Here is a 25,218-nt window from a genome sequence, read left to right as displayed (position 1 = left end):
TAAATTACTCAATATTCTGAATCTGTTCCCGCATCTGCTCGATCAGCACCTTCAGCTCAATGGCGGAGGCGGTGATGTCGGCGTTGATGGATTTAGAGCCCAGCGTGTTCGACTCGCGGTTGAACTCTTGCATCATGAAGTCCAGACGGCGGCCGACGGCTTCCTGCTTGTTGAGGATTTTGTAGGTTTCCTTCACGTGCGCTTCTAAACGGTCCAGCTCTTCGGCGACGTCGACGCGTTGCGCCATCAGCACCAGTTCCTGTTCCAGCCGGTTGTTCTCCAGCTGCACCTGCGCGTCTTCCAGTTTGCTGACCAGCTTTTCACGCTGCCATTGCAGGATGTTCGGCATATGGGCGCGAACTTTGGCGACTTCGGCGCTAACGCCCGCCAGACGCTGTTCGATCAGCGCTTTCAGCGCGTTGCCCTCGCTTTCACGCGCGGCGATGAAGTCATCCAGCGCGGCGTTCAGCGCCTGCATCAGTTCGGCGCTGATGGCGTCCAGGTCCTGCTCTTCCGCCGCCATTACGCCCGGCCAGCGCAGGACATCGACCGGGTTGATTTCCCCTTCGTCGCTCTGCATCTTGACCCACTTTGCGGCTTCAACCAGCTGTTTCGCCAGTCGTTCGTTCATAATCAACGAACCTTGCGCGCGGGGATCCAGTTCAAAACGCAGGTTGCATTCGATTTTGCCGCGCGTCAGCCGGTTGCGGATACGTTCGCGCACCACGGGTTCCAGACTGCGGAACTGCTCCGGTAAACGGATGTAAGTTTCCAGATAACGTTGGTTGACGGAACGCAGCTCCCAGGCTGCGCTTCCCCACTCGCCTTTAATTTCTCGCCGTGCGTAAGCGGTCATGCTACGGATCATCGGTGCATACCTGTCAGAAAAATGATGGAAGGATTATAACGTCGCGGGATACGGCATGATAGCAAAAGCGGTCCGGCGCGAAGGAACAAGGCGGGTTCGCGTGAAGCGCGACAGGGCCTCTCCCTGGCGTCAAATGGGCGCGTCAGTCGCCGTACAGAGAAAGAAGGCCGGTGAATAACAGGCTGATCCACCGGCGCTTGTGCGGGTACATACTGTGTTTTGAGATCGAAATTTTACGCCGCCTGCAGGAAAGAGGCGCATTGATTGGCGAGCTCGGCGCATTTGTGTTTAAGCACCTGTTTTAGCTGTAGCGCCTCACGTGACTGCGGCGTGTCGCGACGGCTGATCATCATCACCTCGAACGGCAAGGGCTGAATAATCGGGACAATTTTCAGCTGGTCGGTGTAACGGCGCGCGGTGAACAAATCCACAATCCCGGTACCGCCGCCGGCCAGCACCATATCGGCGATGACGGAATAGGTTTTGATAAACAGGGAGGCGGCCGGTTGCAGTCCGCGGTCGTTGAGGGCGCGATGAACCACCCGGCCCAACGGGTCTTGCTGCTGCATCATCAATAAGTTGTTCTGACACAGCCACTCCAGCGAGACGGGGCCTTGATGCGGGTTATCTTTCGGCAGTAACGCGACCATCGTGGACTGGCACAGCGGTTCGGCGACCAGGTCGGACGGCACCTGCTGGCCGAAGACCAACGCCAGATCCAGCTGATGTTGCTGGATCTCCTGACACAACGTGCTGAAGTGTTCGGTCACCAGCTCCACGTTCACCCGCGACGACTGCTGGTGAAACGCCACCATCGCCGGCGCGACAATCATCTGGCCGAACGCATGCGCCGCGCCCAGACGCACCGTCTGGCTTTGTCCTTTGCGAATTTGTTCCGTCAGGGCATTGATGGACTGGAGCTGCTCATGCAGCGCCTGCACCTGCGGGATCAGTCGGTGGCCTTCGTCCGTGACGACCATGCCTTGCGTGCGGCGTTCGAACAGGGCAAAGCCAAGCTGTTGCTCGGCGTGGTTCAGCACCCGGCTGACGTTCGGTTGGGAGACATTCAGTAAGCGCGCCGCGCCGCTAATGGTGCCAGCCTGAAGAATGGCCTGAAAAACTTCGATATGGCGTAGTCGCATAGCCTGAACCTTAAGTCATTTTGCCAACAGTGTGGCGGATGGAAATCGAACCGCCGGAGGCGAAACGCATCAAACTGATTGTTGCAAATGCAACATTTACGCCATGTTGTTATGACTTAGGAGAGAAAAAGGCACAGGCCCGCGATGCAGGGAAGGGGGAAAAGACCGGGACGAGCAGGGGACGCGGCTAGTTTTCTCCATGATGGTGCGGTGTCCCTCGCCGCCAGACCGGTTTGCACCAAAATGGTGAAACTAAGTCGAGGTGCCACGTCACAGTGGGGAAGTCATCGTGGGAAAGAGGAACCGCACGAACGCGCTAAATGGCCCGCCGATTTTCGGCTGTTGGGCGGAAGATGGCTGCCATCGACTGCCTGACGGATGAACGCGCTCGCCCCCTTGGGGCGAGCATTTACATTCACCGATAGATCTCGACGACCGGTTCCGCGCCAACGTAGCCATAGCCGCGGTACATCCCTTCGCTGTTGAAGGTCAGCGCGATATTGCCCGCGTGGTCGACGGCGATCAGGCCGCCGCTGCCGCCGAGCGTAGCCACTTTGTCCATCACGACCCGTTCGGTTGCCTGCGCCAGCGGCAGCCCGGCGTACTCCATCAGCGCGGAGACGTCATAGGCGGCCACCGTCCGCATAAACACTTCGCCGGTGCCGGTGCAGGACACGGCGACGGTCCGATTGTTGGCGTAGCAGCCCGCGCCGATGACGGGGGAGTCACCCACGCGACCGACCTGTTTGTTGGTCATACCGCCGGTGGATGTCGCGGCCGCCAGATTGCCCGCCGCATCCAGCGCTACGGCCCCGACGGTGCCGTATTTATGATGCGGATCGATCGGATCGCCGCCGGAGACGNCGCCATCTCCACCATGATCCAACACGATCCTGTCGCCGTCCGCCTGCGCCTGTAGCAACTGCTCGTAGCGGTCATCGGTGAAGAAGAAGTCTGACTCGACCATCTCCAAACCGTGCTTCAGGGCGAAGCTTTCCGCGCCTTCGGCGGTAAACATGACGTGCGGACTCAGTTCCAGCACCTTGCGTGCGGCCAGTATCGGATTGCGGATGNGGCTGACGCCCGCCACGGCGCCCGCGTCCAGCGTCCGCCCGTCCATCATGCTGGCATCGAGTTCATGCGTGCCTTCATGGGTAAAGACCGAGCCTTTGCCCGCGTTGAAGAGCGGGCACTCTTCCAGCCGCCGTACGGCTTCGGTGACCGCATCCAGCGCGCTGCCATTGTTAGCCAGCACGGCCTGACCGCTGCGGACAATCTCCTGCAATGCGGCGCGATAGCGCTGCTCTTTTTCACTGTTCATCGCGGCACGGGCGATAGCGCCTGCGCCGCCGTGGATCACAATCACCGGTTTCATGATGTTCCTCGTTGGGGGGCGAGAGCGCGTCGTCATGGGTTCGCGTTCCCGCTTAGCGTGTCGGTCTGAAGACGGCGTTAGTTCTGGGTTGAGGCCAGATAAGAGAACACGCACAGCAGATTGATGATCTCCGCCATGTCAGGTGCGGTGTAGCTGACGGTGATCGCATCTACCCGCTCAACGTTCGGGATCAGGCAGAACAGGTCGGCCATCACCGGTTTCGCCACCATAATCTCCAGATGATAAGGCGCGCACAGGCGCGTCGTTTGTTCCTGATGCGCCTGCTGGACGGCGTGGGTCGCCGCCTGGCGAATGGCGTTGCGCGCTTCTTCGGGGCTCAGGGATTCGGCGGCGGTCTGAGAAATGGCGCGTTTCACGCAGGCGTAGCCGGTCGCCGGGTAGTAGCGTTTAATCCACTGCTGCAAGACGTCGTCGCCGCTCACCAGCCATAGCGGGGTATCCAGCTCCGCGCCCGCCGCGGCGTAAATGTCGCTTTCTCCCATCACTTCGTCGTTGATTTTGACGCGATAGAAGGCCCGGCTGTTGATGGNGTGCGCCAGCACGCCGAACTCCCCGGCGGCGCTGTGGTAGCCGATAAACATCAGCCCGTCGAACGGACCTTCCTGCAGACCTTCCACCATTGACAGTCCGCGCGGCTTGCCCTGCACCAGACGGGCGCGCGGGTCGATATTGTCCGCCCGCAGGTTGGTCATGGACGCATGGCTGTCGGCAACCACCACTTCGCTGGCGCCCCCGGCGAAGGCGCCTTCGATGGCGGCATTGACTTCCTGCTCCATCAGCGCGCGCGCCAGCGCATATTCCGGATGGCCGGGACTGCACTGTTCCGGGCGCATCACGCCGGCAACGCCCTCGATGTCCGCTGAAATAAAGACTCTCATGATAATTTCCTCACTCAAAAACGTGTTGCGCGAGCTTGTCCAGCACCTGGGTCAGCCCCGGTCGGAAATGGCCGCGAAAGCCGGTGACGGGCTCTGCCTGTAACAGCGCGTCCAGCACCGCATGTTCGGTGGCGTCCGCCGCCGCGCTGAGCAGCGGCTCCAGCCGTTCGTCGTCGGGCGGTTCGGGGGTTTCGCAGGTAGAAAACGCGACGGCAATATCGCCGGAACCGTGTCCCCAGTAACTGCCTAACCGTCCCAGACCCGCGCCCGCCCGTTTGGCGATACGGCTGAGCTGACGAGCGTCCAGCGGCGCGTTCGTCGCCATAATAATGATGATAGATCCCGCATCGCGCTGCGGCGCCAGTTCGGGCAAGAGCGGGGCGATAGCTTGTCCCATCGGGACGCCGTCCAGCGTCAGCGAGGCGAGGGTGCCGAAGTTAGCCAGCACCAGTACGCCCAGCGTCGCGTCCAGATCGATGATGTATCGCGAAGCCGTGCCAATGCCGCCTTTGAGGCCGAAACAGCTCATCCCGCGTCCGGCGCCCACGCTGCCGCGCGCGAAAGCGGCCGTCGCCTCGTCCAGCGCCGACTGCGCCATCGATTCGGTCACGGCCAGCGCCTGAATATCATTGAGCCAGCCGTCGTTGCACTCCAGCGCCAGCGGATTGACCGTGGGCTGGGAACGGCCTAGCTCCGGGTTGCGGCGGATGGCGTCGCGCACCAGCGTGGTGAACAGCGTGCCGACCGCCAGCGTGTTGCTGAGCAGGATGGGGGTTTGCAGCTGCCCCAGCTCTTTTATCTGCACCAGTCCGACCGGTTTGGCGAAGCCGTTGAGCACGGCGGCGCCACAGGGCAAGGGATGCGCGAAGAGGTTGTCTCCGGGCGGCACGATGGCGGTGACGCCGGTTTGCACATCGTCCTGCGCCAGCGTGCTGTGGCCGACGAGCACCCCGGGCACATCGCTGAGCGCATTGTGCGGACCGCTCATAAACCGCGGGGTGCCCAGCTGGCGCTCATCCCGCCAGCGCTGTAGCAGCGCGTTCAGCCGCGCCTGTTGATAAGCGCTCATGATCATCTCCTTACCCGTTCAGCTTCGGGTCGAGCGTGTCGCGCAGCGCATCGCCCAGCAGATTGAACGCCAGCACTGAGAAGAAAATGGCGAGGCCGGGGAATACGCTGACGTGCCACTGTCCGGCCATCATCATGCTGCGGCTCATGGCCAGCACGTTGCCCCACTCGGGGACATCCGGCTCCGGCCCCAGGCCGATGAAGCTCAGGCTGGCGGCCGTCAGAATGCTGGTGCCGATACGCATGGTGAAATAGACAATCACGTTGGACAGCGTGCCGGGCAGGATGTGGCGCAGCAGAATAATGCGGTCAGGCGCACCGGCGCAGCGCACCGCTTCGACGTAGGCCGCCTGCTTCAGCGACAGCGTCGAGGCGCGCACGATACGGGCGAAGACCGGCACGCTGAACACGGCGACGGCGATAATCACATTGTTCAGCCCTGGGCCGAGGATGGCCACGACCGCGATAGCCAATAGCATACCCGGAAAGGCGAACAGCACGTCCGAACCGCGCATGATCAGCATGTCCACCCAGCGGCCGTAGTAGCCCGCCAGCAGCCCAAGCGCGATGCCCGCCAGCATGCCCAGCGTGACGGAGAAAATGCCGATATAGAGCGAGATGCGCGCGCCGTAGATGATACGGCTCATTACATCGCGTCCCAGATCGTCCGTGCCCATCCAGTGGCTGGCGGACGGCGGAGAGGCCAGCGCCATCCAGTCCGACTCCAGCGGGTTGTACGGCGCGAGCCAGGGCGCGAATACCGCCACCAGCACGAGAAACAGAATGAATCCGCCCGACAGCATCGCCATCGGATTGCGCCGCAGGGCTTGCCAGAAGTCGCGCCACGGCGAACGAATGGTCGTCGGGTCCGCGGGGGAGGCGGCCACGGCAGGTTCAGTAGGCAGTGTCATCGTCGTCGCTCCTAACGCAGGCGGATGGCTGGGTTGACCACGGCGTACAGCAGGTCGACCAGCAGGTTAATCAGAATGAATTCAAAGACGAACAGCATTACCAGCGCCTGAATGACCGGCTGATCCTGCGTCTTGATGGACTCGATCAGCAGCCAGCCGAGGCCGGGCCAGCTGAACACGCTCTCCACCACGATGGAGCCGCCGAGCAGAAACCCGAACTGCAGCCCAAGCATGGTGATAACCGGGATCAGCGCATTGCGCATGACGTGTTTCCAGACGATCAGCCGGTTGCGCAGCCCTTTGGCTTTGGCGGTGCGCACGAAGTCTTCCTGCATCACCTCCATAAAGGCGGAGCGGGTGAAACGGGCCATCACCGCCGCGACTGAGGCGCCGAGCGTCAGCGCCGGAAGGATCAGGTCGGACGGCCGGTTAAAGCCGCCGACGGAAAAGACGCCGAACGGCATGGCGACGAACTGGATCAGCAGCAGNCCGAGCCAGAAGGGGGGCATCGAAATACCGCCCACGGCGAGGCTCATCAGCGACCAGTCCTGCCAGCGGCCGCGCTTCAACGCCGACAGCACGCCGATCAGCAGGCCCAGGACCACTGACCAGGCAAACCCCGCCAGCGCCAGATACAGCGTCGGCATGAAGCTCTTCTGGATGACGCTGAGCACCGGCTGCTGGGTGCGGTAAGTCACGCCCAGGTCGCCGTGCGCCAGACCGCCGAGCCAGTTGAGATACTGCTGCGGCAGTGGATCATTGAGTCCCAGATGCTGGCGGGCGGCTTCCACCGCTTCTACCGTGGCGTCGGGACCGGCGTAGAGCCGCGCCGGGTCGCCCGGCAGCAGCTTGATAAAACCGAACACCAACAGGGAGACCACCAGCAGTACCGGGATCATTTCCAGCAAACGTCGAATTAAATAGGCAAACATGGCGCTCCCCTGTGTAATTACTTGAACTCGGCCTGATCGAAGATCAGCGAACCGTCGGCCAGCATGTAAACGCCAGACAGATTTTTGGCTTTACCGACCAGATTGTCCGGCGCGCCAAGGAAGACGACGGGCGCATCTTTCCAGATCAGCTTCTGCGCTTCAGCGTAGGCGGCGGCGCGTTTGCCCGCGTCTGCGGTGGCCAGACCGGCGGCGATGGCTTTATCCACGGCCGGGCTGCTGTAGTAAGCGACGTTGTAGGATGTCGGCACCCAGGATTCGGTGGCGTACAGCGGNCGCAGCGCCCAGTCGGCATCGCCGGTAGACGGAGACCAGCCGTTGTAGAACAGGTCGAATTCGGCCTTCTTCGGATCGGTCACGCCCCACAGCTTCTGGTCGCGCATCCCGGAGTCCATCGGCGTGACCGTCACTTTGACGCCCACCTGCTCCAGCTGCTGCTTGAAGAACTGCGCGCTGCGGATGTAGTCGGTGCGGTTGGTGGTCCACAGTTTCAGCGTCAGGCCGTTGCCGTAGCCCGCTTCCTTCAACAGCGCCTTGGCTTTGGCCGGGTTGTAGCTGTAGTTGGGGTCGGTCTGCGGCTGGAAGAATTGCACGTTCGGCGCCATCGGCGACTGTGCGGTCGTCCCTAATCCGGCGAAGCTGACTTTCAGCCAGATATCGCGGTTGATGGCGTAGTTCAGCGCCTGGCGCACGCGGACGTCTTTCAGCACCGGGCTTTGGTTGTTCATCGCAATCCAGTACAGGTAAATACCGGCGTCGCTCTGAATAGCCAGCTTACTGTCGCTTTTCACGGTATTCACCAGATCGGACGGCAGCGGATAGATCACGTCGCTCTGACCCGCTTTCAGCGAAGCCACGCGGGTGGAGTCTTCCGGCGCGGGGTAGAAGGTCACGCTGTCGACCTTCGGCCAGCCCTGTTGCCAGTAATGGTCATTTTTCACCAGCTTGACGTCTTTACCCTGTTGCCATTCGCTGAATTTGAACGGGCCGGTCCCGACCGGATGCACGCGCAGCTGGGCTTCGTCCGGATACTGTTTTAGCGCCGCCGGGCTGTGCATGACGGCGGACGGGTGCGCCAGCGTGTTGATAAATGCGCCGAAGGATTCGTTGAGGTCGATTTTGACTTGCGAAGGCGAAAGCACCGTCACGCTTTTGATCATCTTGAACAGGCTGTTGCGTTTCAGACCTTTGCTTTGGTCGCTGAGGCGATCCAGGTTGGCTTTTACGGCCTCGGCGTTGAACGGCGTGCCGTCCTGGAAGGTGACGCCATCGCGCAGCGTGATGGTGAACTCCGTGGCGTTATCGTTGCTGGTGTAGCCGGTGGCGAGCCGGGGCACCAGTTTCATCGCGCTATCGAACTGGAACAGACGTTCGAAGATGCCGCTTTGTACGGAGTAGCTCAGCGTATCGGACGTATCGTGCGGGTCGAGGCCGGTGATGTCGGCATACATGGAAACGCGTAAATCCTGCGCCTGGGCGGCGGCGGCCAGACACAGGGATAGCCCGAGGGCGGCGGTGGAACGGCGAAGTCGTAGTTGCATGGTGTCTCTCCTGCGTGATGTTGTGATTCGAATAAGCGTTTTTATGTGTTGTTTTCGTGAATGCTGACCCAATGGTGCGGCGCGNCCTGACGATATGTCGCCTTGGTGACCTTCTCGCTGGCTTTTTTCAGCGGGGAAGGGATTTCGCTGTCGTCCAACTGACGTTCGCTGCGTCGCAGGGGATCGGCCACCGGCACTGCGGAGAGCAGACGGCGGGTGTATGGGTGCTGCGGATGATTGAACACGGACTGTCGTGGCCCGATTTCCACAATGCGCCCGAGGTACATGACCGCCACGCGGTTAGCGATGCGTTCCACTACCGCCATGTCGNGGGAGATAAAAATCCACGACACGCCGGTCTTCTGTTGTAAATCCATCATCAGGTTGACGACCTGCGCCTGAATGGAGACGTCGAGCGCGGACACCGCCTCGTCGGCGATGATCACTTCCGGTTGCAGCGCCATGGCGCGGGCGATGGCGATGCGCTGGCGCTGTCCGCCCGAAAATTCATGCGGGTAACGCTGGGCGTGTTCCGGCTCCAGACCAACGCTTTTAAGCAGCGCCTGCACCTGCGGCGTCGCCTCTTCCAATGACTTCACCAGTCCGTGCAGCATCAGTGGTTCGGCGATAGTAAATCCGACGGTCAGACGCGGATTGAGCGAGGCGTAGGGGTCCTGAAACACCATCTGCATCTTGCGGCGCAGCGGTTGAAACGCCTTATCCTTCAGCAGCGAGACTTCTTTGCCCTGAAACTGAATGCTTTCCGACTCGCTGTCGACCAGCCGCAGCAGCGCGCGGCCGGTGGTGGATTTGCCGCAGCCGCTTTCCCCGACAATCGCCAACGTCTCGCCCGGCCAGATGCTGAAGTCGATTTGCTCGACCGCGTGGACGTGATGCGTGACGTGGGACAAGATGCCGGTGCGTACCGGGTAGTAAACCTTGAGGCCGCGGATATCCAACAGCGGCGGCGCGTCGTAGCGCGCGGTGATGTGGTCGTTTTCAGGCGTTTTCTGACGTTGGCCGAGCAGTGGGAAGCGGCGCGGCCAGCGGCTGTTTTCCATGTCGCCCAGTTTCGGAACGGCGGCCAGCAGCGCCTGGGTGTAGGGGTGCTGCGGCGCGGTGAAAATGGCTTCGACCGTCCCCTCTTCGACCACGTCTCCCCGGTACATCACCACGACGCGGTCGGCGATTTCCGCGACGACGCCCATGTCGTGGGTGATAAACAGGACGGCCATGTCGCTTTGCTGCTGGAGGTCGCGCAGGATTTGGAGAATGCGCGCCTGCACGGTGACGTCCAGCGCGGTGGTGGGCTCATCGGCGATCAGCAGCTGCGGATCGCAGGCCAGCGCCTGCGCGATCATCACCCGCTGGCGCATGCCGCCGGACAGCGAATGAGGGTAACTGTTCATCACCCGATCGACGTCGGCGATACGCACCTTGCGCAGCAGCGCCCGGGCCTTGCCGTCGGCGGCGGCCGCATCACAGATCTGATGGTCTAACAGCGCTTCGGTCAGTTGGTCGCCGACTTTGAGCACGGGGTTCAGGGAGGTCATCGGCTCCTGAAAAATCATCGCCATTTCCCGGCCGCGCAGTTGGCGGCGGGCGTCGTCTTTCATTTGCAGCAGCGAGTGCTGCTCGCCGCCGCGCGTGGTGAAGCGAATATCCCCGCGCTCGATGCGCGCAGAGGGGGCCAGCAGGCCCATGACCGTCAGCGAGGTCACGGATTTACCCGAGCCGCTTTCACCCACCACGGCCACCACTTCACCCTTGTTGAGCGTGAACGAAACGCCTTTCAGCGCCCGATGGTTGCCGGAGCGGCCATCGAAGCTGACGCTCAGGTCGTTGATTTCCAGCACCGGACGCGGTGCGCTGCCGGATGCTATGGCGGTGGTCGGTTTTGTGGACTGGGTATCCGTCATCGTCACTCCGGTGTATGCGGTTATAGCCAAATGCGGCCGAGGTTATAGGTGAGGTAAGGGGCGCTGTCCGCCGCCAGCCAGATGGGGCCGTCCAGATCGACGTGGATGGCGCTGAGCGTGACCGGCAGCGCGGCTTCCATCGCCAGCGAGGAGCCGAGCATGCAGCCGATCATGATGCGCAGACCGCACCGTTTGGCCTCGTTGACCATCGCCAGCGCTTCGGTCAGGCCGCCGCACTTGTCGAGCTTGATGTTGATCATTTCGTAGCGATCGCGCAGCCCGGCGATGTCCCCGCCGTGATGGCAGCTTTCATCGGCGCAGATCGGAATCGCGTGGATGAAATCCGCCAGCGCGCCGTCTTCTCCGGCGGGCAATGGCTGTTCCACCATCGCGACACGGCAGGCGGCGAGCTGCTGGAGCAGAGGACCCAAGTCGAGCCCTCCCCAGGCCTCGTTGGCGTCGACGATCAGCGTCACGTTAGGGGCCACCTGACGAATGGCCGCCACTTTCTCCACAATCTGCTCGCCGTTCAGCTTGATTTTCAGCAGCAGCGCACCGCGGGAAACCGCGTCAGCCGCGGCTTTGACCATGTTCTCCAGCGTATCGAGGCTCAGCGTTTCGGCGGTAATCACGGACTGCGGCGACTGAATCGCCAAATGTTGCCATAGCGTCTGTTTGTTCAGGGCCGCGTTGAGCCGCCATAGCGCGCAGTCGATCGCATTGCGTGCCGCGCCCGGCGGCAGTAAAGATTGCAGGTCGGTCAGTGAAACGCCGCGCTCTACGGCATCCCGCACCGTTTCCAACTGGCGGACAACGCTTTCAGGGGTTTCCTGATAGTGGGCGGTCGGCGTGCATTCGCCGCGGCCGATAAAGCCGCGTTCTTCCAGCGTCACCCGCACCACGGTGACCGCGGTACGCGTACCGCGAGAGATGGCGAACGGGCGAGCCAGGGGCAACTCCACGGTTTCGATCTGCATCTGTCGCATTGGCTTACTCCTGCTCTTTCAACAGCGCGGCGATGTCCTGCATGCCGAAACGAACGGAGTCGGTTGCCGGCACGCCAAAACGTCGGCTGATCTCCTGGCAGTAGTCACGCGCTTCCTGTTCAGTGTAGTTGGAGGTGTTGATGGCGAAACCGGCCAGCTTCACCTCCGGGCTGGTGACGCGCGCGGCGCGCAGGTTGGCGTCCACGCACTCGTCCAGACTCACCATCGGCTGGTGCGGAAGATGACGCATGTGCGGACGGCCCATTTCGTGGCACATCACCAGCCAGTGCGGCTGCGCGCCGTGGATCAAGCCGGTGCTGACGCCCGCGTAGGAGGGGTGGAACAGCGAACCCTGACCTTCCACGATATCCCAGTGGTCGTCGTCATTGGCGGGGGACAGGGCTTCGGCGGCCCCGGCGATGAAGTCGGCGATGACCGCGTCAATCGCGATCCCTTCGCCTGCGACCAGCACGCCGGTCTGGCCGGTGGCGCGGAAGTCCGCCTTCATGCCCAGATCGCGCATCGCCGCTTCCAGCGCCAGCGAGGTGTACATTTTGCCGACGGAACAGTCGGTGCCGACGGTCAGTATGCGTTTGCCGCTGCGTTTTTCGCCGGAGCCGACGGACAGTTCCGGACGCATGTGGCGGATGTCGAACAGCTGTACCTGGTGCTTCTCCGCCAACGCCTGCAGCCCCGGTACGTCAATCAGACGCTGGTGCAGGCCGTTGGCGACGTTCATGCCGGCCTCAATCGCGGCGCGTACGGTGTCCAGCCAGTGTGGCGGCAGGAATCCCCCGGCGTTCGCCGTGCCAAGCNCCAGCGTTTTGGCCCCGCGTTCAGCGGCGGCGGCGATATCCAGATCGTCCAGACCCAGCGAAAGGGTGCTGCCCGGCAGGCGCAGTTGGCCGACGCACTGCTCCGGACGCCACGCATGGATGCCGCGTGCAGTTTTAATCGCCAGAGGATCGGTCACGTCGCCAAGGAAAAGCAGGTAAGGTTGAGGGATCAGCATAATGTCGTTTCTCATCGTTAATGGAATAGGGCAGAACCTTCGGCGCTCGGGGGATGTAGACGCGAACCTGTTTTCATCCGGCGAACCGCCTGTGTACCGTGTCGGCCCGACGTTGCGCTGTTGTCATCTTCCGCGTCGTTCGTGCCTGCCGGGGGCCAGTTCTCTGCCTATGACTATTTCACGATGCCTGAGTGGTGACGAATACTTGTTTGTCGGTGGGGTATAGCCTGAGGGTATAGGTGAGTTTTTATCTATTTCATTGTTTTAAATAGATAAAATAAGAAATTCGGGTGCGGCTACGGTGTGTGATAAACCCGTGTTATAGGGCTAAAAGTAGGGAACACAACGCATGCCCGGCAATCAGCAAGGCAATGAAAATAAAGGTCAGCGTGAATCCGCGCATAACGATGGTGCGTGGAACGCGGTAGGTCTGCGGCGCGCTCTGGATGGCGTTCAGGCGCAGCGGAACCCAGATGAAGATCGCAAGCGACGCCAGCAACAGCAGAAGACCAGCGGCCAGCAGCAGCGGTTGGGTGCTTAACGTTCCGGCCTTCAGCAACAGGGCCGTGTTGACCAGCAGCAGGATGGCGGTGCGCGACCACGCCAGCACGGTGCGTTCCGGCTGAACGCCCGGGTCGCGCGGTAACGGGGAGGAGGGCACCGTGAGCGCCCTACAGTTGAACGATCAGCAGCGCCAGCGCGATGGCTACCGCGCCAAGTCCGCAGGCGAAGACGACCAACAGGGAGGTGTAAGGCAGGGGGAGGCCGTTGCGCATCGCCCGTTCGTTGCCCGCCCAGCGCCGGTAGGCCATCCCCGCCATCAGCGCCGCGGCCAGAGCCAACAATACGGCAATGCCCTGTCGCACGGCAGGCGACGCCAGCGTCGTCGTAAACTGGTCGATGGCGACCGCGCCAGCCAGCAGGGCCAGCGCGGTGCGGATCCAGGCGAGAAACGTGCGTTCGTTGGCCAGAGAGAAACGGTAATCCGGCGCCGTTCCCTGCTGTTGCCAGGGGCGTTGGGTGTGAGGATCTTGGTCGGTTTGTCGCGCGTCACGCATGGCGTAAATTCACTGGTTGATGAAAAGTCGAGCTAACAGTTTACATGCCGAAAGGAGGTGGCTCCAGCCGTTCGGGACGTTGTCGCCCGCGCGCTTCGCGCCCGTTTTAATCCGCCGGGCCGGTAGGCATGGCCGGGTGAAGTCCGTATAATGCGCGCCAGTCAACATTCACCCGCCGGAGAGAAGCCATGCGCCCTACAGGCCGAAGTGCACAACAGATACGCCCGCTCACGTTAACCCGTCATTACACCAAACACGCGGAAGGTTCCGTCCTCGTCGAATTCGGCGACACCAAAGTGTTATGTAATGCCACGGTGGAAGAAGGCGTACCGCGCTTCCTGAAAGGGCAGGGCAAGGGTTGGGTTACCGCGGAATACGGCATGCTGCCGCGTTCGACGCACACCCGTAATGCGCGCGAAGCCTCACGCGGCAAACAGGGCGGACGCACGTTGGAGATTCAGCGCCTGATCGCCCGTTCTCTGCGCGCCGCGCTCGATCTGAAAACGCTGGGCGAATATACCATCACACTCGACTGCGACGTCTTGCAGGCCGACGGCGGCACCCGCACCGCCTCCATCACCGGCGCCTGCGTGGCGCTGGCTGATGCGCTGAATGCGATGGTCGCCAACGGCAAACTCAAGAAAAACCCGCTGAAAGGCATGGTGGCCGCGGTCTCCGTCGGTATCGTCAACGGCGAAGCGCTGTGCGATCTGGAGTATGTCGAAGACTCTGCCGCAGAAACCGACATGAACGTGGTCATGACCGAAGATGGCCGCATGATTGAGGTGCAGGGCACCGCAGAGGGCGAACCGTTCAGCCATGACGAGCTGCTGGCGCTCCTGGCGCTGGCGCGAGGGGGTATCGAAACGATTATCCAGGCGCAGAAAGCGGCGCTGGTGGAATAAAGAGTTTTGAAGAAGCGGCCCGGAGGGTCGCTTTTTTTTCGTCTGAACAAAATCGCCTGCGATTGGCGTCGCGGCGCTTACGCTGTTAGCGCGGTCATGCATTGTGCGACGCTATGTGTTCATCCTTAGCACGAGCGCTGTCAGCCGGCCGTACTTCAAATAGGAAAGTTTCCCTGCGGCAGCGCGTCGGGTCGTGTGGCGGGGCGCGGAAGTCAGATGCTATCGGCCAAGGGGAGCAAACGCTGAACGTTTTACCTCAGGGGATATTCCCCGGTCGTCGTCCAAAGGCCGGTTGGCTCAGAGGACGCTGTTTTCGGTTTGTCGCCGGGTATTCATCCATCATCACAGGAGAAGTTGCCATGAAAGCCTATCAACGCCAGTTTATTGAATTCGCACTCAGCAAGCAGGTCTTAAAGTTCGGCGAGTTCACGCTGAAATCCGGGCGCACCAGCCCCTATTTCTTCAATGCCGGTCTGTTTAATACCGGGCGCGATCTGGCCTTGCTGGGGCGGTTTTATGCCGCGGCGCTGATGGATGCCGCCATCGAATTCGATGTGCTGTTTGGGCCAGCTTACAAAGGCATTCCCATCGCGACGACGACGGCGGTAGCGCTGGCGGAACATCACGATCGCGATCTGCCTTACTGCTTCAATCGTAAGGAAGCCAAAGATCACGGCGAAGGCGGCAGTCTGGTCGGGAGTCCGCTGGCGGGCCGCATCATGCTGGTGGATGATGTCATCACGGCGGGCACGGCAATCCGTGAGTCGATGGATATTATTTCCGCACAGGGCGCGTCGCTGGCGGGCGTACTCATTGCCTTAGATCGTCAGGAGCGTGGACGCGGCGAGCTTTCCGCCATTCAGGAAGTGGAGCGGGATTATGCATGCAAGGTGATTTCCATCATCACCCTGAAGGATCTCATTACCTATCTGCAAGAGAAGCCGGAGATGGCGGAGCATCTGGCCGCAGTGCAGACCTATCGCGATCGCTACGGCGTTTAACCGTGTGGCAGCGCCGCCGGCGAGCGGTGCTGCCATTCATCGTCCCAGCGTTTGGCTTTATGCGAGCTGGGCGGCCAGCATCGGCCAGCGAAGGTCGAATTCCTGGGTGGGGAGAAAGCGAAACTCCGAACGGGTATAGCGGGACAACATGCCTTCGCAGAAAGCCAGCAGCTGACTGGCAAGCAGCGTTTCGTCATGCTTGAACGGCGCTCCGCCGCGCATTTTGTGTTCCCGCAATACCTGCTTGATCTGAGATTCGATACGGTCGAACAGTTGGTTGATCCTTCCCTGTAAACGGTCCTGTTCAAACATCAAGGCATGGCCGGTCAGGATACGGGTCAATCCCGGGTTTTTTTCGGCAAATCCCAAAATCAGCAGCAAAATCAGACGAAGACGATTAAACGTCTCCTTTTCATCCTGCAAAATCAGGTTGATACGGGTGGTCAGGCTGTCTTCGATAAATTCGATCAGGCTGTCGAACATCCGGGTTTTACTGGGAAAGTGCCGGTAAAGAGCCGCTTCAGATACGCCGACGTTTGCAGCCAGTTTCGCGGTAGTGATCCGTTGACTGCCGTCGCTGGATTGCAGCATCTGCGCCAGTGCCTGCAAGATTTCCTCGCGACGGTTCCTTTTCGTATTTTCTTTCTCTGCCATGTCTGAAAAGACCCTTGATAAAGATTCAACTGCCCACACCAGATAGCGCCACAGTCGCATTAGTTACGCTGTGGCTTATAGGTTTTTTTCGAAAGAATAGATGTGGATCAGTGACGGCCCGAGTGACCGAAACCACCTTCTCCGCGTTCACTGTCGGTGAATTCGTTAACCAGATTGAATTCAGCCTGAACGACAGGCACAAAGACCATCTGCGCGATGCGCTCGCCGGGTTCGATCGTAAACGGCGTCGAGCCCCGGTTCCAGACGGACACCATCAACTGGCCCTGATAGTCGGAGTCGATCAGCCCGACCAGATTGCCCAGCACCACGCCGTGCTTATGGCCCAAACCGGAACGAGGCAAAATCACCGCCGCCAGCGAAGGGTCGCCGATATGAATAGCCATACCGGTCGGCAGCAGGGTGGTTTCGCCCGCGCCAAGTTCTACGGCGCTATCCAGACAGGCGCGCAGATCCAGACCAGCGGAGCCTGGCGTTGCATACGTCGGCAACGGGAATTCCTGTCCGATGCGGGGATCGATAATTTTTACGTCAATTTTTTTCGTCATATCGGCTGACAATCTCGTCAATTAGCTGTTGGCCCAGGAGACGCTTGCTGCCGAGCGGCAACTGTTTGTCTCCTCCGTGCCAGAAAAGGTGCAACGCGTTGGTTTTCGCATTGAAGCCGCGGTCGGCTTGGGACACGTCGTTTGCGCAGATTAAATCCAGTTTTTTGCTGGCCAGTTTCTGCCGCGCGTATTCTTCCACATTAGTGGTTTCGGCAGCAAACCCGACAACATAAGGCCGATGAGCCTGCATCGCCGCAACGTCGGCGATGATATCCGGATTTTTGATCAGGGTGACAGTCATTTCATCGCCCTGCTTTTTGATTTTTTCACTCTCCACATTTTTTGCCCGATAGTCCGCTACGGCGGCGCAGCCGATCACGATTTGCTGTTCGGGGGCGGCGGACATGACCGCTTCATGCATTTCCAGCGCGCTGGCGACGTCGATACGCCGTACGCCGTTGGGCGTCGGCAGATTGACCGGGCCTGCCACTAGCGTGACCGCCGCGCCGCGCGCCGCAGCCGCTTCGGCAATGGCGAAACCCATCTGACCGGAACTGTGGTTGCTGATGAAACGGACCGGGTCCAGCGCTTCTCTCGTCGGCCCTGCAGTGATCAAGACGTTCAGATGCTGCAGATCGGCGGTTTGCGCGAAAAATTGCTTCGCATGTTCCACGATATCCATCGGGTCGAGCATTCTGCCGGGGCCAACGNCGCCGCAGGCCTGGCTGCCGCTGTCCGGCCCCCAGACATGCACGCCGCGTTCGGTCAGCCGCGCGAGGTTGTCCTGCGTCGGAAGAGCGCGATACATCTGTTGATTCATCGCCGGCGCGACGGCCAGCGGCGCGGCACTGGCCAGACAGGCCGTCGTCAGCAGGTCATTGGCCATACCGACCGCCAGTCGGGCGATAACGTCAGCCGATGCGGGGGCGATAATCACCAAATCGGCCCATTTACCGAGCGCGATATGCCCCATCGCGGCTTCGGCGGCCGGATCCAGTAAGTCGTCCGCCACCGGATAGCCGGAGACGGCCTGAAGTGTGAGCGGCGTGATGAACGCTTTAGCGGCAGGCGTCATCACCACGCGTACCTCCGCGCCTTCATCCCGCAGGCGGCGGACCAGCTCGGGGCATTTGTAGGCGGCGATGCCTCCGCTGATACCCAGTACGATATGTTTGCCGGCGAGCGCGAGCAGACTGGAGAGTTCCGTCATCGTTATGTCCGAGTGTGAGCTAAAGAAAGTGTCGGGCATTTTACCATAAGCGTCCGAAGGAAACGGAATCTTGTCATGGCGATACGTGTTGCAACGATAGATTGCGCATCGCCTCGCATCTTTTCCTCCGGCCCCTCGTTAGCCCCCTGTCCGCATGCCAGAATGCCCTCAAGACTCAGGGAGGGAGACACTATCATGATGTGGCTAAACGGGCAGGCGCCGCGGGAAAAACTGATACGGAAAGGGGCCTGTGCATTGACAGACACGGAACTGCTCGCCATTTTTCTGCGTACCGGATTGCCGGGAACGCATGTTATGCAGCTGGCGGAAAATCTACTGAACCAGTTTGGGTCGTTGCATCAGTTAATGACGGCGGAGCAGACCGAGTTTCGTACGGCTCGTGGCATCGGGCTGTCCAAATATACGCAGCTGCAGGCGGTGGGAGAGCTGTCGCGGCGGTTATTTTCCTCACGATTAGCGCGCGAAGACGCCATGATCAGCTCGGAGGTGACGCTGCAATATCTCCAGTTGCTGCTGGCGCATCGCGAACGTGAAGTTTTTTTAGTCCTTTTTCTAGACAATCAGCATCGTGTCATTCGCCATCAGGAGATGTTTGCTGGTACGATTAACTGCGTAGAGGTGCACCCGCGAGAAATTGCTCGTGAGGCGCTGAAGGCGAATGCGGCAGCGTTGATTCTGGCGCACAACCATCCGTCGGGAAAGGCAGAGCCCAGTCAGGCTGACCGCGCCATTACGGAACATATCGTCAAAGTATGCCAATTGTTGGACATCCGCGTGCTTGATCACCTGGTTATCGGGCACGGTGAGTACGCCTCTTTTGCCGAGCGCGGGTGGATTTAAGGCATATTTCGACGATCCTGAGGGATCTTTAGCTGTTCGGGACTTGAGCGCATACGCTTCAGAGCGTATACTACGCCACCTTTGAGAATCTTGGGTGTGGCGTTAAGAGCCTATCTCAGCAGGTTTCCCCTGATGACAGAGTCTTTTCAGTGAAGTTGCTGAGATGGGCTCTAGAGCCTGACGAGGCGGCCAACACCCTATACGAAGCTCGAGCTGATTTGATTTTTGGAGAATAGACATGTCCCGAGTCTGCCAAGTTACTGGCAAGCGTCCGGTGACGGGTAACAACCGTTCCCACGCACTGAATGCGACCAAACGCCGTTTTCTGCCGAACCTGCACTCACACCGTTTCTGGGTGGAAGGTGAGAAGCGTTTTGTTACGCTGCGTGTATCTGCTAAAGGTATGCGTATTATCGATAAAAAGGGTATTGAGACGGTTCTGGCCGACTTACGTGCCCGTGGTGAGAAGTATTAAGGAACTGAATCATGGCTAAAGGTGTTCGCGAGAAGATCAAGCTGGTTTCTTCTGCTGGTACTGGTCACTACTATACCACTACGAAGAACAAGCGCACTAAGCCGGAAAAACTGGAACTGAAGAAATTCGATCCCGTTGTCCGTCAGCATGTGATCTATAAAGAAGCTAAAATCAAATAATTTTAGTGGATTATCAAAAACCCGGCTTCGGCCGGGTTTTTTTGTGTCTGCAATTGGCGAATACGGCTGTGGTAGAGTGTTGACCATGACTTTTCACGGGAGGAAACATGCCTGAATTACCAGAGGTGGAAACCAGCCGCCGGGGGATCGAACCCTATCTGGTCGGACATACCATTTTGCATGCGGAAGTGCGCAACGCGCGCCTGCGCTGGCCGGTATCCCCTGAAATTATGTCACTGAGCGATGAAGCGGTGCTCAGCGTGCAGCGTCGCGCTAAATACCTGATGATCGAACTGACTCGCGGTTGGATTATCGTCCATCTCGGCATGTCCGGCAGTTTGCGTGTGTTGCCGGAATATGTGGAGCCCGGTAAGCATGACCATGTTGATTTGGTTCTGGAAAGCGGCAAAGTGCTTCGCTATACAGACCCTCGACGCTTCGGCGCCTGGCTGTGGAGCGCGGACCCGGCGACGAGTTCCGTGCTGGCTCATTTGGGACCGGAACCGCTCAGCGATGCGTTCAGCGGCGACTACCTGTTCGAGAAATCGCGAGGCCGCAAGACGCCGATAAAGCTTTGGATCATGGATAACAAGCTGGTGGTCGGCGTGGGTAACATCTACGCCAGCGAATCCCTGTTCAGCGCGGGCATTCTGCCAGACAGAGCCGCAGGCACCTTGAGCGAGGCTGAATTCCAACTGCTGGCGGCCACGATTAAGAAAGTGCTGCTACGCTCCATCGAGCAAGGCGGGACCACGCTGCGGGATTTCCTTCAGTCGGACGGGAAACCGGGCTATTTCGCGCAGGAACTGCAGGTCTACGGTCGCAGCGGAGAACCTTGCCGTCACTGCGGGACGTTGATTGAAAGCCTGAAACAAGGGCAACGCAGCACGTTCTTTTGCCGCACCTGCCAACGCTGACGGCGGGTCAGGCCAGCTTTTTCTGTAGGGCTGCGGAGATTGGCGGGGGAAGAAACGGATCGATGTCGCCGCCGTGCCGGGCGACCTCTTTCACCAGCGTGGACGAAATAAAGGACCACTGCTCCGCAGGCATCAGAAATACGCTCTCCAGTTCGGGCATCAGATGCGTGTTCATCTTCGCCAGCTGCCACTCATATTCGAAGTCCGATACTGCCCGCAGTCCGCGTACCAAAATATTCGCCTGATGCTTCTGGGCAAAATGCGCCATCAGTTCGCTGAATCCCATGACTTCCACGTTGGTCAGATGACTGGTCACTTCGCGCGCCAGCGCAACGCGTTCTTCCAGCGTGAACAGCGTGTTTTTGCTGGGACTGGCGGCAATCGCCAGGATGAGATGGTCGAACATCCGGGCGGCGCGGGTCAGCAGGTCGAGATGGCCATTGGTCAACGGGTCGAAGGTGCCGGGATAAATCGCTCTAGTCGTCATGATGTTTACGCTGGTTATTCAGTGCCCACAAGCCAGTATATTTATTAAACGTATACTGCGCATTGACTATCGCCAACAGCAGTCCGCGCTTGCCGTCCAGAAAGCCGGCGCGCAGCAGCCAGGTCTTGGCGAAAGCGCCGAGCGTATGGGTCAGGATGGAAAGGTAGCTGCAGCGTTTGCCCGCCTCAAAACGCGACTGCGCCCAACTGGTAGCGTAGTCGAACTGCTTTTGCTGAAACGCGAAAAAGTCCCGGCAGGTGAGATGTTCCAGATCGCCTGCCAGCGAAACGACGCGTGCATCGCCGTAATCCAGCGACTCATGCACTGCGTTATCGTTGTAGCGATAGTGGCGCGGGTAGAGGCGGATCACCTCATCGGGATACCAGCCGCTGTGGCGCATAAAGCGGCCTAAAAACAGATTGCGGCGCGCGCAGCGGTAAACGGTTTTTCCATCGGGCGCCGCGAGCACTTGCTCAATCGCGAGTTTCAGCTCAGGCGTGACGCGCTCATCGCAGTCGATCATAAAGATATAGTCGCCGCTGGCGTAGCTTTGCGCCCGTTGTCGTTGTCGGCCGAAGCCCGGCCAGTCGTGATGCTGAAACACCTGTGCGCCGTACTGACGGGCGATCGCCTGCGTATCGTCGCTGCTGCCGGAATCTAAAACGATGATCTCGTCTGCCCAGGAAACAGAGGCCAGACAGTCCGGCAGTAGTTCTGCTTCATTACGGCTGATGAGCACAACAGACAGGCGAGGATGGCTCATTATTGTCTCCGCGGCGGTAGATAGGGTTCCAGTAGTTTTAGCAGACTTTGCAGCGCGCCCTGATTTTTATGCAGCACCTGTACCGCGTGACGGCCGTAATACTGGCGATAGTCATCGTCGGAGAGAAGATTGCTGACCTGTTCGACCAAGGAGGCGGTATCCGTCACCGTGATCAGGCCATCAGACTGCTGCAGTCGAGCGCAAATATCTTTGAAATTGAACGTATGCGGTCCCATCAGTACCGGGATGGCATGCGCTGCGGGCTCCAGCGGGTTATGGCCGCCGCGTCCAATCAGGCTGCCGCCAACAAAGGCCAGGTCGGCGATGCCGTAGAGCAGCATCAGTTCGCCCATCGTATCGCCGATGACCACCTGCGATGAGGCCGGGGGGATAGCGCCTTCGCTGCGCAGGGTGTAGTCGAGACCGGCCTTGCTGACGATAGTTTTGGCGTCGTTGAAACGCTCTGGGTGGCGCGGCACCAGAATCAGCAGCAGGTTGGGGAAGGTCTTTAGCAGTTCGCAGTGTGCGTCGACAACGATCTTCTCTTCGCCGTCATGGGTGCTGGCGGCAATCCACACCGGGCGCTGGGAGGCCCATTGACGCCGCAGCGTCACCGCCTTCGCCGCGAGCTCCGGTGTCACGGAAATATCAAATTTCAGGCTGCCGGTCACGTTCAGCTGTTTGCGTTTCAGGCCCAGCGAAATAAATCGTTCGCCGTCTTCCGCATTCTGAACGGCGATCAGGGTGATACGTCGCAGCAGGGTGCGCATCAGTTTGCCCAGCTTTTTGTAACCGGCGGCGGAGCGTTCGGAAAGACGTGCGTTAGCGATAACCAGCGGAATATGGCGCTGATGCAGGGCATCAATCATGTTGGGCCAAAGTTCGGTTTCCATCACAATGACCAGCCGCGGCTGAACGTGATTCAAAAAGCGCTTCATCGCGCCCGGTAAGTCATAGGGGAGATAGACGTGATACACATCTTTGCCGAAGGCGGATTGCGCTCGTTCCGAGCCGGTCGGCGTCATCGTGGTGACGGTGATGGGGAGAGACGGATAGCGGTAGCGTAACGCTCTCACCAGCGGCACGGCGGCCAGTGTTTCTCCCACGGAGACGGAATGCAGCAGGATACCTTCCGGTTTTACGGTGTCTTTGTAGAAGCCATAACGTTCACCCCAGCGCTTGCGATAGGCAGGGATTTTACGGCCGCGTAGCCAAAGACGAATCCAGATCAAAGGCTGGATGAGGTAAAGCAGAACGGTATACAGCAGCTGTAACATAAGTATCTATATTTAAGTCAGAGATAGCGAATTCTATATATTTATAGCCGCTAAATCTATCACTTACGATAACGGAGGCCGCGATATCCCTTTTTTTTGGACCTATGTGTAATACGCGTTTAATCAATATGTTGCAACTCTTACACCTTGTCGTCATGTGGCCGTAACTCGCTGTAATATTTAGGGTTTGTGGTAAGTGGCGTGATGCGTTTCCCCACAATAACGTTATGCAAAAAATTATATAATTTATATAAATAAAAATTGAAAAAAGAGGACGAAATGACGTCCTCTACTAATAACGTCACACGGGGGTTATCAAGTCTCGTCATTATTAACAAAAGGCTAAATAGCCGGTGAATATATTCTCTTTTTTCTGATTATTGTCTTAGCGCATCGCTATTTCCTATTTCGGTAAATATTCTCCGCATTAATTTATTATCCCCAATAATGCATCGAAACTTTTGGGGTATCTATTTTCTTGTCGTTATCGTATTGCGGTGGCCAGAGATACCCATGGCGGCATCGCTCCTTTTTCGCTGGGTTAAAGAGAAATAGCGTTACGAAAAAATAAATAAACAATTGAATTATAACGATAATATTTCATGTTCTGTCTATTGTATAGAGCAGGTTTCTTTTCAATGTGGCATGGGCGTGTCGCGATAATATCGCGGTGTAATACCGGCGTAGGGGCCTTGATTCTTGGCGGTGTTGCCCTGTTTTCTTAACGCTGCGTTTATTTGGGAAAGAAGCTCGATGCAAAGAACAGAGTCAGGATTATCTCCCCGGCGTTATTTTCTTTGATAGCCCATTTTCTTCCGATGAAAAAAACGAAACAGAATTGTGCCTATTCGCCTATTTTTCTGTGAACAATGGAGGATGTCGGTTCGTGGTTACCGTCTCAAGCGGGCGTTATATCCCGCTCTTTCAGATAAATCCCGACATTATCGCCGTGTCTGAGGGGTAAAGCCGGAATGTTAATAAACACGGGAGAGGCATTTTGTCTCCCGCGGCTGTGGTGGGGCTGAACAGCCGCCACAGCCCTGGGCGGCGTGTCAGGGGCGCTTTGCCGTAAAATCGCGGCGGTCAGTGAGCCGGTTTACGCGCGGCAAGCGCGAGATAGGCCGCGCATATAGATTTGATGCGGTAGCGCTCCAGCTGGGACTTATCGATTTCCGGCGGAGACGCCAGAACTGACTTCAGCGCCGCTGCCAGCGAGTCGTCGGTCAACGCCGCCAGACCCTGCGCCAGTGGGCCGGTCAGTATCTCTTCAGGTCCTCCGGGGCAGCGTGTGCTGACGACCGGCGTTCCACAGCTCAACGCTTCAACCAGCACGTTGCCGAAGCCTTCGCTGTCGGAACTCAACACCAGCAGGCGGGCATGGCGGATATAAGGGTAGGGGTTGTCGCAGAACCCTTGAAAAATAACGCGATCGGCCACGCCCAACTCGACGGCCAGCTGCCGTATGCGCTGTACTTCCTCGTCCCGGCCTTTACCCAACAAGACCAACGGCATCTCGATGCCGCTCAGCGCATAGGCACGAATCAGACGGTCGTGACGTTTGTTCGGATGGAAACGACCGACGTGCACCAGATAATCCGTTCCGGCGCGTTCGCAGGGCTGGTCAGCCAGTGCGGCAATCGCCGCAAAATCAAACGGGTTGTTGATGACCGCCGCGTTGGAAGGCTGTACCTGAAAGGCGCTTTGTAAATCCGACAGCACCGCTTGAGACACCGCAACGATGTTGCGTTGCTGGTAGACCCGCTGAATTTTGACGCGTTTCAACCAACGGGAGAGGCCGGTTCGATGGCCGAGATACGACGGGGAGAACATGCCGTGCAGGCAAAACCAGACATTGTTGGGATTTAGCGCCCGGCTGCGGGCCACAATGCGGTCGGTCTTGTGCAGGTTTGACAACACCAGATCAAACGGTCCCTGCTGCGCTTGCGCACGTTGGATCGCCGCATCCAGCATCGCGGCGCGGCGGCGAAGTTCGGTGAGCTTGCGCCAAGGCGCTCGGCTGTGGTCGGCGATCGTCTGATAATCCACGCCTTCCGGCACAGGGTATTCGCAGACGTCGCGCAGCGAAAATAGCGAAACCTGATGGCGCTGAGCCACAAAACCTGCGGCCAGCGTCAACACCACTTTTTCTGCGCCGCCGCCGGGCAGACCGTCGATGATCATCAAGATACGCATG

The 25,218-nt window shown here is 59.2% G+C and carries 26 protein-coding genes; 6 read left to right on the top strand and 20 right to left on the bottom strand.

Annotated features, from left to right (window positions below; genetic code table 11):
• Positions 1-4 precede the first annotated feature (4 nt).
• The 13 genes from SB13_RS00490 to SB13_RS00430 form a co-directional block, all read right to left on the bottom strand.
• Positions 5-868, bottom strand: coding sequence for a YicC/YloC family endoribonuclease (locus SB13_RS00490; RefSeq protein WP_026738473.1), 864 nt, complete (start codon positions 866-868; stop codon positions 5-7).
• 233 nt (positions 869-1,101) lie between these two features.
• The gene (locus tag SB13_RS00485) at positions 1,102-2,010 is read right to left on the bottom strand and encodes a LysR family transcriptional regulator (RefSeq protein ID WP_026738472.1); all 909 of its coding nucleotides are present in this window, start codon (positions 2,008-2,010) and stop codon (positions 1,102-1,104) included.
• Positions 2,011-2,425: 415 nt separating this feature from the next.
• A complete protein-coding gene (locus SB13_RS00480) occupies positions 2,426-3,388 on the bottom strand; it encodes an isoaspartyl peptidase/L-asparaginase family protein (RefSeq protein ID WP_026738471.1) in 963 nt (320 codons plus the stop codon).
• A 74-nt stretch (positions 3,389-3,462) separates the two neighbouring features.
• Positions 3,463-4,284: a M55 family metallopeptidase gene (locus tag SB13_RS00475; protein WP_026738470.1), complete on the bottom strand. Its 822-nt coding sequence runs from the start codon at positions 4,282-4,284 to the stop codon at positions 3,463-3,465.
• Between the two features lie 10 nt (positions 4,285-4,294).
• Entirely contained in the window at positions 4,295-5,353 is a 1,059-nt protein-coding gene (locus tag SB13_RS00470) for a DmpA family aminopeptidase (protein ID WP_026738469.1), read from the bottom strand.
• Positions 5,354-5,363: 10 nt separating this feature from the next.
• Positions 5,364-6,263 (bottom strand): ABC transporter permease subunit, encoded by a 900-nt coding sequence (locus tag SB13_RS00465; RefSeq protein WP_026738468.1) that lies wholly within the window; start codon positions 6,261-6,263, stop codon positions 5,364-5,366.
• An 11-nt stretch (positions 6,264-6,274) separates the two neighbouring features.
• The gene (locus SB13_RS00460; protein ID WP_026738467.1) at positions 6,275-7,195 is read right to left on the bottom strand and encodes an ABC transporter permease; all 921 of its coding nucleotides are present in this window, start codon (positions 7,193-7,195) and stop codon (positions 6,275-6,277) included.
• Positions 7,196-7,212: 17 nt separating this feature from the next.
• The gene (locus SB13_RS00455) at positions 7,213-8,754 is read right to left on the bottom strand and encodes a glutathione ABC transporter substrate-binding protein (RefSeq protein ID WP_026738466.1); all 1,542 of its coding nucleotides are present in this window, start codon (positions 8,752-8,754) and stop codon (positions 7,213-7,215) included.
• A 41-nt stretch (positions 8,755-8,795) separates the two neighbouring features.
• Positions 8,796-10,673 carry an ABC transporter ATP-binding protein gene (locus tag SB13_RS00450; RefSeq protein WP_026738465.1) on the bottom strand — a complete coding sequence of 626 codons (1,878 nt, stop codon included), beginning with the start codon at positions 10,671-10,673 and terminating at the stop codon, positions 8,796-8,798.
• Positions 10,674-10,693: 20 nt separating this feature from the next.
• On the bottom strand, positions 10,694-11,659 hold the full coding sequence (gene dgcA / locus SB13_RS00445) for an N-acetyl-D-Glu racemase DgcA (protein WP_026738464.1): 966 nt from the start codon (positions 11,657-11,659) through the stop codon (positions 10,694-10,696).
• Between the two features lie 4 nt (positions 11,660-11,663).
• Positions 11,664-12,671 (bottom strand): N-acetyltransferase DgcN, encoded by a 1,008-nt coding sequence (dgcN, locus tag SB13_RS00440; RefSeq protein ID WP_026738463.1) that lies wholly within the window; start codon positions 12,669-12,671, stop codon positions 11,664-11,666.
• A gap of 319 nt (positions 12,672-12,990) precedes the next feature.
• Entirely contained in the window at positions 12,991-13,332 is a 342-nt protein-coding gene (locus SB13_RS00435; protein WP_036150950.1) for a DUF202 domain-containing protein, read from the bottom strand.
• A gap of 10 nt (positions 13,333-13,342) precedes the next feature.
• Positions 13,343-13,729, bottom strand: a complete 387-nt coding sequence (locus tag SB13_RS00430; RefSeq protein WP_026738462.1) for a YidH family protein — start codon at positions 13,727-13,729, stop codon at positions 13,343-13,345.
• A gap of 188 nt (positions 13,730-13,917) precedes the next feature.
• On the opposite strand from SB13_RS00430, the gene rph reads away from it, so the two are divergent.
• Positions 13,918-14,634, top strand: a complete 717-nt coding sequence (gene rph / locus SB13_RS00425) for a ribonuclease PH (protein ID WP_026738461.1) — start codon at positions 13,918-13,920, stop codon at positions 14,632-14,634.
• A gap of 359 nt (positions 14,635-14,993) precedes the next feature.
• Positions 14,994-15,635 (top strand): orotate phosphoribosyltransferase, encoded by a 642-nt coding sequence (pyrE, locus tag SB13_RS00420; RefSeq protein WP_026738460.1) that lies wholly within the window; start codon positions 14,994-14,996, stop codon positions 15,633-15,635.
• Between the two features lie 57 nt (positions 15,636-15,692).
• Here pyrE and slmA read toward each other — a convergent pair whose 3' ends face one another.
• From slmA to coaBC, 3 genes are all read right to left on the bottom strand, one after another.
• Entirely contained in the window at positions 15,693-16,289 is a 597-nt protein-coding gene (gene slmA / locus SB13_RS00415; protein ID WP_026738459.1) for a nucleoid occlusion factor SlmA, read from the bottom strand.
• Between the two features lie 107 nt (positions 16,290-16,396).
• On the bottom strand, positions 16,397-16,855 hold the full coding sequence (dut, locus tag SB13_RS00410; RefSeq protein ID WP_026738458.1) for a dUTP diphosphatase: 459 nt from the start codon (positions 16,853-16,855) through the stop codon (positions 16,397-16,399).
• The gene (coaBC, locus tag SB13_RS00405; protein WP_026738457.1) at positions 16,839-18,065 is read right to left on the bottom strand and encodes a bifunctional phosphopantothenoylcysteine decarboxylase/phosphopantothenate--cysteine ligase CoaBC; all 1,227 of its coding nucleotides are present in this window, start codon (positions 18,063-18,065) and stop codon (positions 16,839-16,841) included. Before coaBC ends, dut begins: the two co-directional genes overlap by 17 nt.
• A gap of 195 nt (positions 18,066-18,260) precedes the next feature.
• Here coaBC and radC point away from each other — a divergent pair, with 195 nt between their 5' ends.
• The 4 genes from radC (at position 18,261) to mutM (ending at position 20,497) form a co-directional block, all read left to right on the top strand.
• Complete coding sequence (gene radC / locus SB13_RS00400; protein WP_026738456.1) at positions 18,261-18,926, top strand: RadC family protein; 666 nt, start codon at positions 18,261-18,263, stop codon at positions 18,924-18,926.
• 238 nt (positions 18,927-19,164) lie between these two features.
• A complete protein-coding gene (rpmB, locus tag SB13_RS00395; RefSeq protein ID WP_026738455.1) occupies positions 19,165-19,401 on the top strand; it encodes a 50S ribosomal protein L28 in 237 nt (78 codons plus the stop codon).
• Between the two features lie 11 nt (positions 19,402-19,412).
• Positions 19,413-19,580, top strand: coding sequence for a 50S ribosomal protein L33 (gene rpmG, locus SB13_RS00390; RefSeq protein WP_026738454.1), 168 nt, complete (start codon positions 19,413-19,415; stop codon positions 19,578-19,580).
• A 107-nt stretch (positions 19,581-19,687) separates the two neighbouring features.
• Entirely contained in the window at positions 19,688-20,497 is an 810-nt protein-coding gene (mutM, locus tag SB13_RS00385; RefSeq protein WP_026738453.1) for a bifunctional DNA-formamidopyrimidine glycosylase/DNA-(apurinic or apyrimidinic site) lyase, read from the top strand.
• Positions 20,498-20,504: 7 nt separating this feature from the next.
• Here mutM and coaD read toward each other — a convergent pair whose 3' ends face one another.
• From coaD to SB13_RS00365, 4 genes are all read right to left on the bottom strand, one after another.
• Positions 20,505-20,984 carry a pantetheine-phosphate adenylyltransferase gene (coaD, locus tag SB13_RS00380; protein ID WP_026738452.1) on the bottom strand — a complete coding sequence of 160 codons (480 nt, stop codon included), beginning with the start codon at positions 20,982-20,984 and terminating at the stop codon, positions 20,505-20,507.
• Complete coding sequence (locus tag SB13_RS00375) at positions 20,974-21,747, bottom strand: glycosyltransferase family 2 protein (RefSeq protein WP_081821805.1); 774 nt, start codon at positions 21,745-21,747, stop codon at positions 20,974-20,976. Before SB13_RS00375 ends, coaD begins: the two co-directional genes overlap by 11 nt.
• The gene (waaA, locus tag SB13_RS00370; RefSeq protein ID WP_026738450.1) at positions 21,747-23,024 is read right to left on the bottom strand and encodes a lipid IV(A) 3-deoxy-D-manno-octulosonic acid transferase; all 1,278 of its coding nucleotides are present in this window, start codon (positions 23,022-23,024) and stop codon (positions 21,747-21,749) included. Before waaA ends, SB13_RS00375 begins: the two co-directional genes overlap by 1 nt.
• Before the next feature lie 1,083 nt (positions 23,025-24,107).
• Positions 24,108-25,217, bottom strand: a complete 1,110-nt coding sequence (locus SB13_RS00365; RefSeq protein ID WP_026738449.1) for a glycosyltransferase — start codon at positions 25,215-25,217, stop codon at positions 24,108-24,110.
• Position 25,218: the final 1 nt, after the last annotated feature.

This window comes from Lonsdalea quercina subsp. quercina (genome assembly GCF_000688695.1).
Taxonomy (GTDB): domain Bacteria; phylum Pseudomonadota; class Gammaproteobacteria; order Enterobacterales; family Enterobacteriaceae; genus Lonsdalea; species Lonsdalea quercina_D.
Note: the sequence above shows the minus strand (reverse complement) of the source record. Positions and strands in the feature narration are given on the sequence as shown.

Bases quoted from the DNA above. Each gene is read 5' to 3' on its own strand.
- pyrE (WP_026738460.1), top strand. From the start codon at position 14,994: ATGAAAGCCTATCAACGCCAGTTTATTGAATTCGCACTCAGCAAGCAG.
- dgcA (WP_026738464.1), bottom strand. From the start codon at position 11,659: ATGCGACAGATGCAGATCGAAACCGTGGAGTTGCCCCTGGCTCGCCCG.
- waaA (WP_026738450.1), bottom strand. From the start codon at position 23,024: ATGTTACAGCTGCTGTATACCGTTCTGCTTTACCTCATCCAGCCTTTG.
- SB13_RS00375 (WP_081821805.1), bottom strand. From the start codon at position 21,747: ATGAGCCATCCTCGCCTGTCTGTTGTGCTCATCAGCCGTAATGAAGCA.
- SB13_RS00470 (WP_026738469.1), bottom strand. From the start codon at position 5,353: ATGAGCGCTTATCAACAGGCGCGGCTGAACGCGCTGCTACAGCGCTGG.
- rpmG (WP_026738454.1), top strand. From the start codon at position 19,413: ATGGCTAAAGGTGTTCGCGAGAAGATCAAGCTGGTTTCTTCTGCTGGT.
- slmA (WP_026738459.1), bottom strand. From the start codon at position 16,289: ATGGCAGAGAAAGAAAATACGAAAAGGAACCGTCGCGAGGAAATCTTG.
- dut (WP_026738458.1), bottom strand. From the start codon at position 16,855: ATGACGAAAAAAATTGACGTAAAAATTATCGATCCCCGCATCGGACAG.
- mutM (WP_026738453.1), top strand. From the start codon at position 19,688: ATGCCTGAATTACCAGAGGTGGAAACCAGCCGCCGGGGGATCGAACCC.
- rph (WP_026738461.1), top strand. From the start codon at position 13,918: ATGCGCCCTACAGGCCGAAGTGCACAACAGATACGCCCGCTCACGTTA.
- SB13_RS00490 (WP_026738473.1), bottom strand. From the start codon at position 868: ATGATCCGTAGCATGACCGCTTACGCACGGCGAGAAATTAAAGGCGAG.
- SB13_RS00465 (WP_026738468.1), bottom strand. From the start codon at position 6,263: ATGACACTGCCTACTGAACCTGCCGTGGCCGCCTCCCCCGCGGACCCG.
- SB13_RS00485 (WP_026738472.1), bottom strand. From the start codon at position 2,010: ATGCGACTACGCCATATCGAAGTTTTTCAGGCCATTCTTCAGGCTGGC.
- radC (WP_026738456.1), top strand. From the start codon at position 18,261: ATGATGTGGCTAAACGGGCAGGCGCCGCGGGAAAAACTGATACGGAAA.
- SB13_RS00430 (WP_026738462.1), bottom strand. From the start codon at position 13,729: ATGCGTGACGCGCGACAAACCGACCAAGATCCTCACACCCAACGCCCC.
- rpmB (WP_026738455.1), top strand. From the start codon at position 19,165: ATGTCCCGAGTCTGCCAAGTTACTGGCAAGCGTCCGGTGACGGGTAAC.
- SB13_RS00365 (WP_026738449.1), bottom strand. From the start codon at position 25,217: ATGCGTATCTTGATGATCATCGACGGTCTGCCCGGCGGCGGCGCAGAA.
- coaD (WP_026738452.1), bottom strand. From the start codon at position 20,984: ATGACGACTAGAGCGATTTATCCCGGCACCTTCGACCCGTTGACCAAT.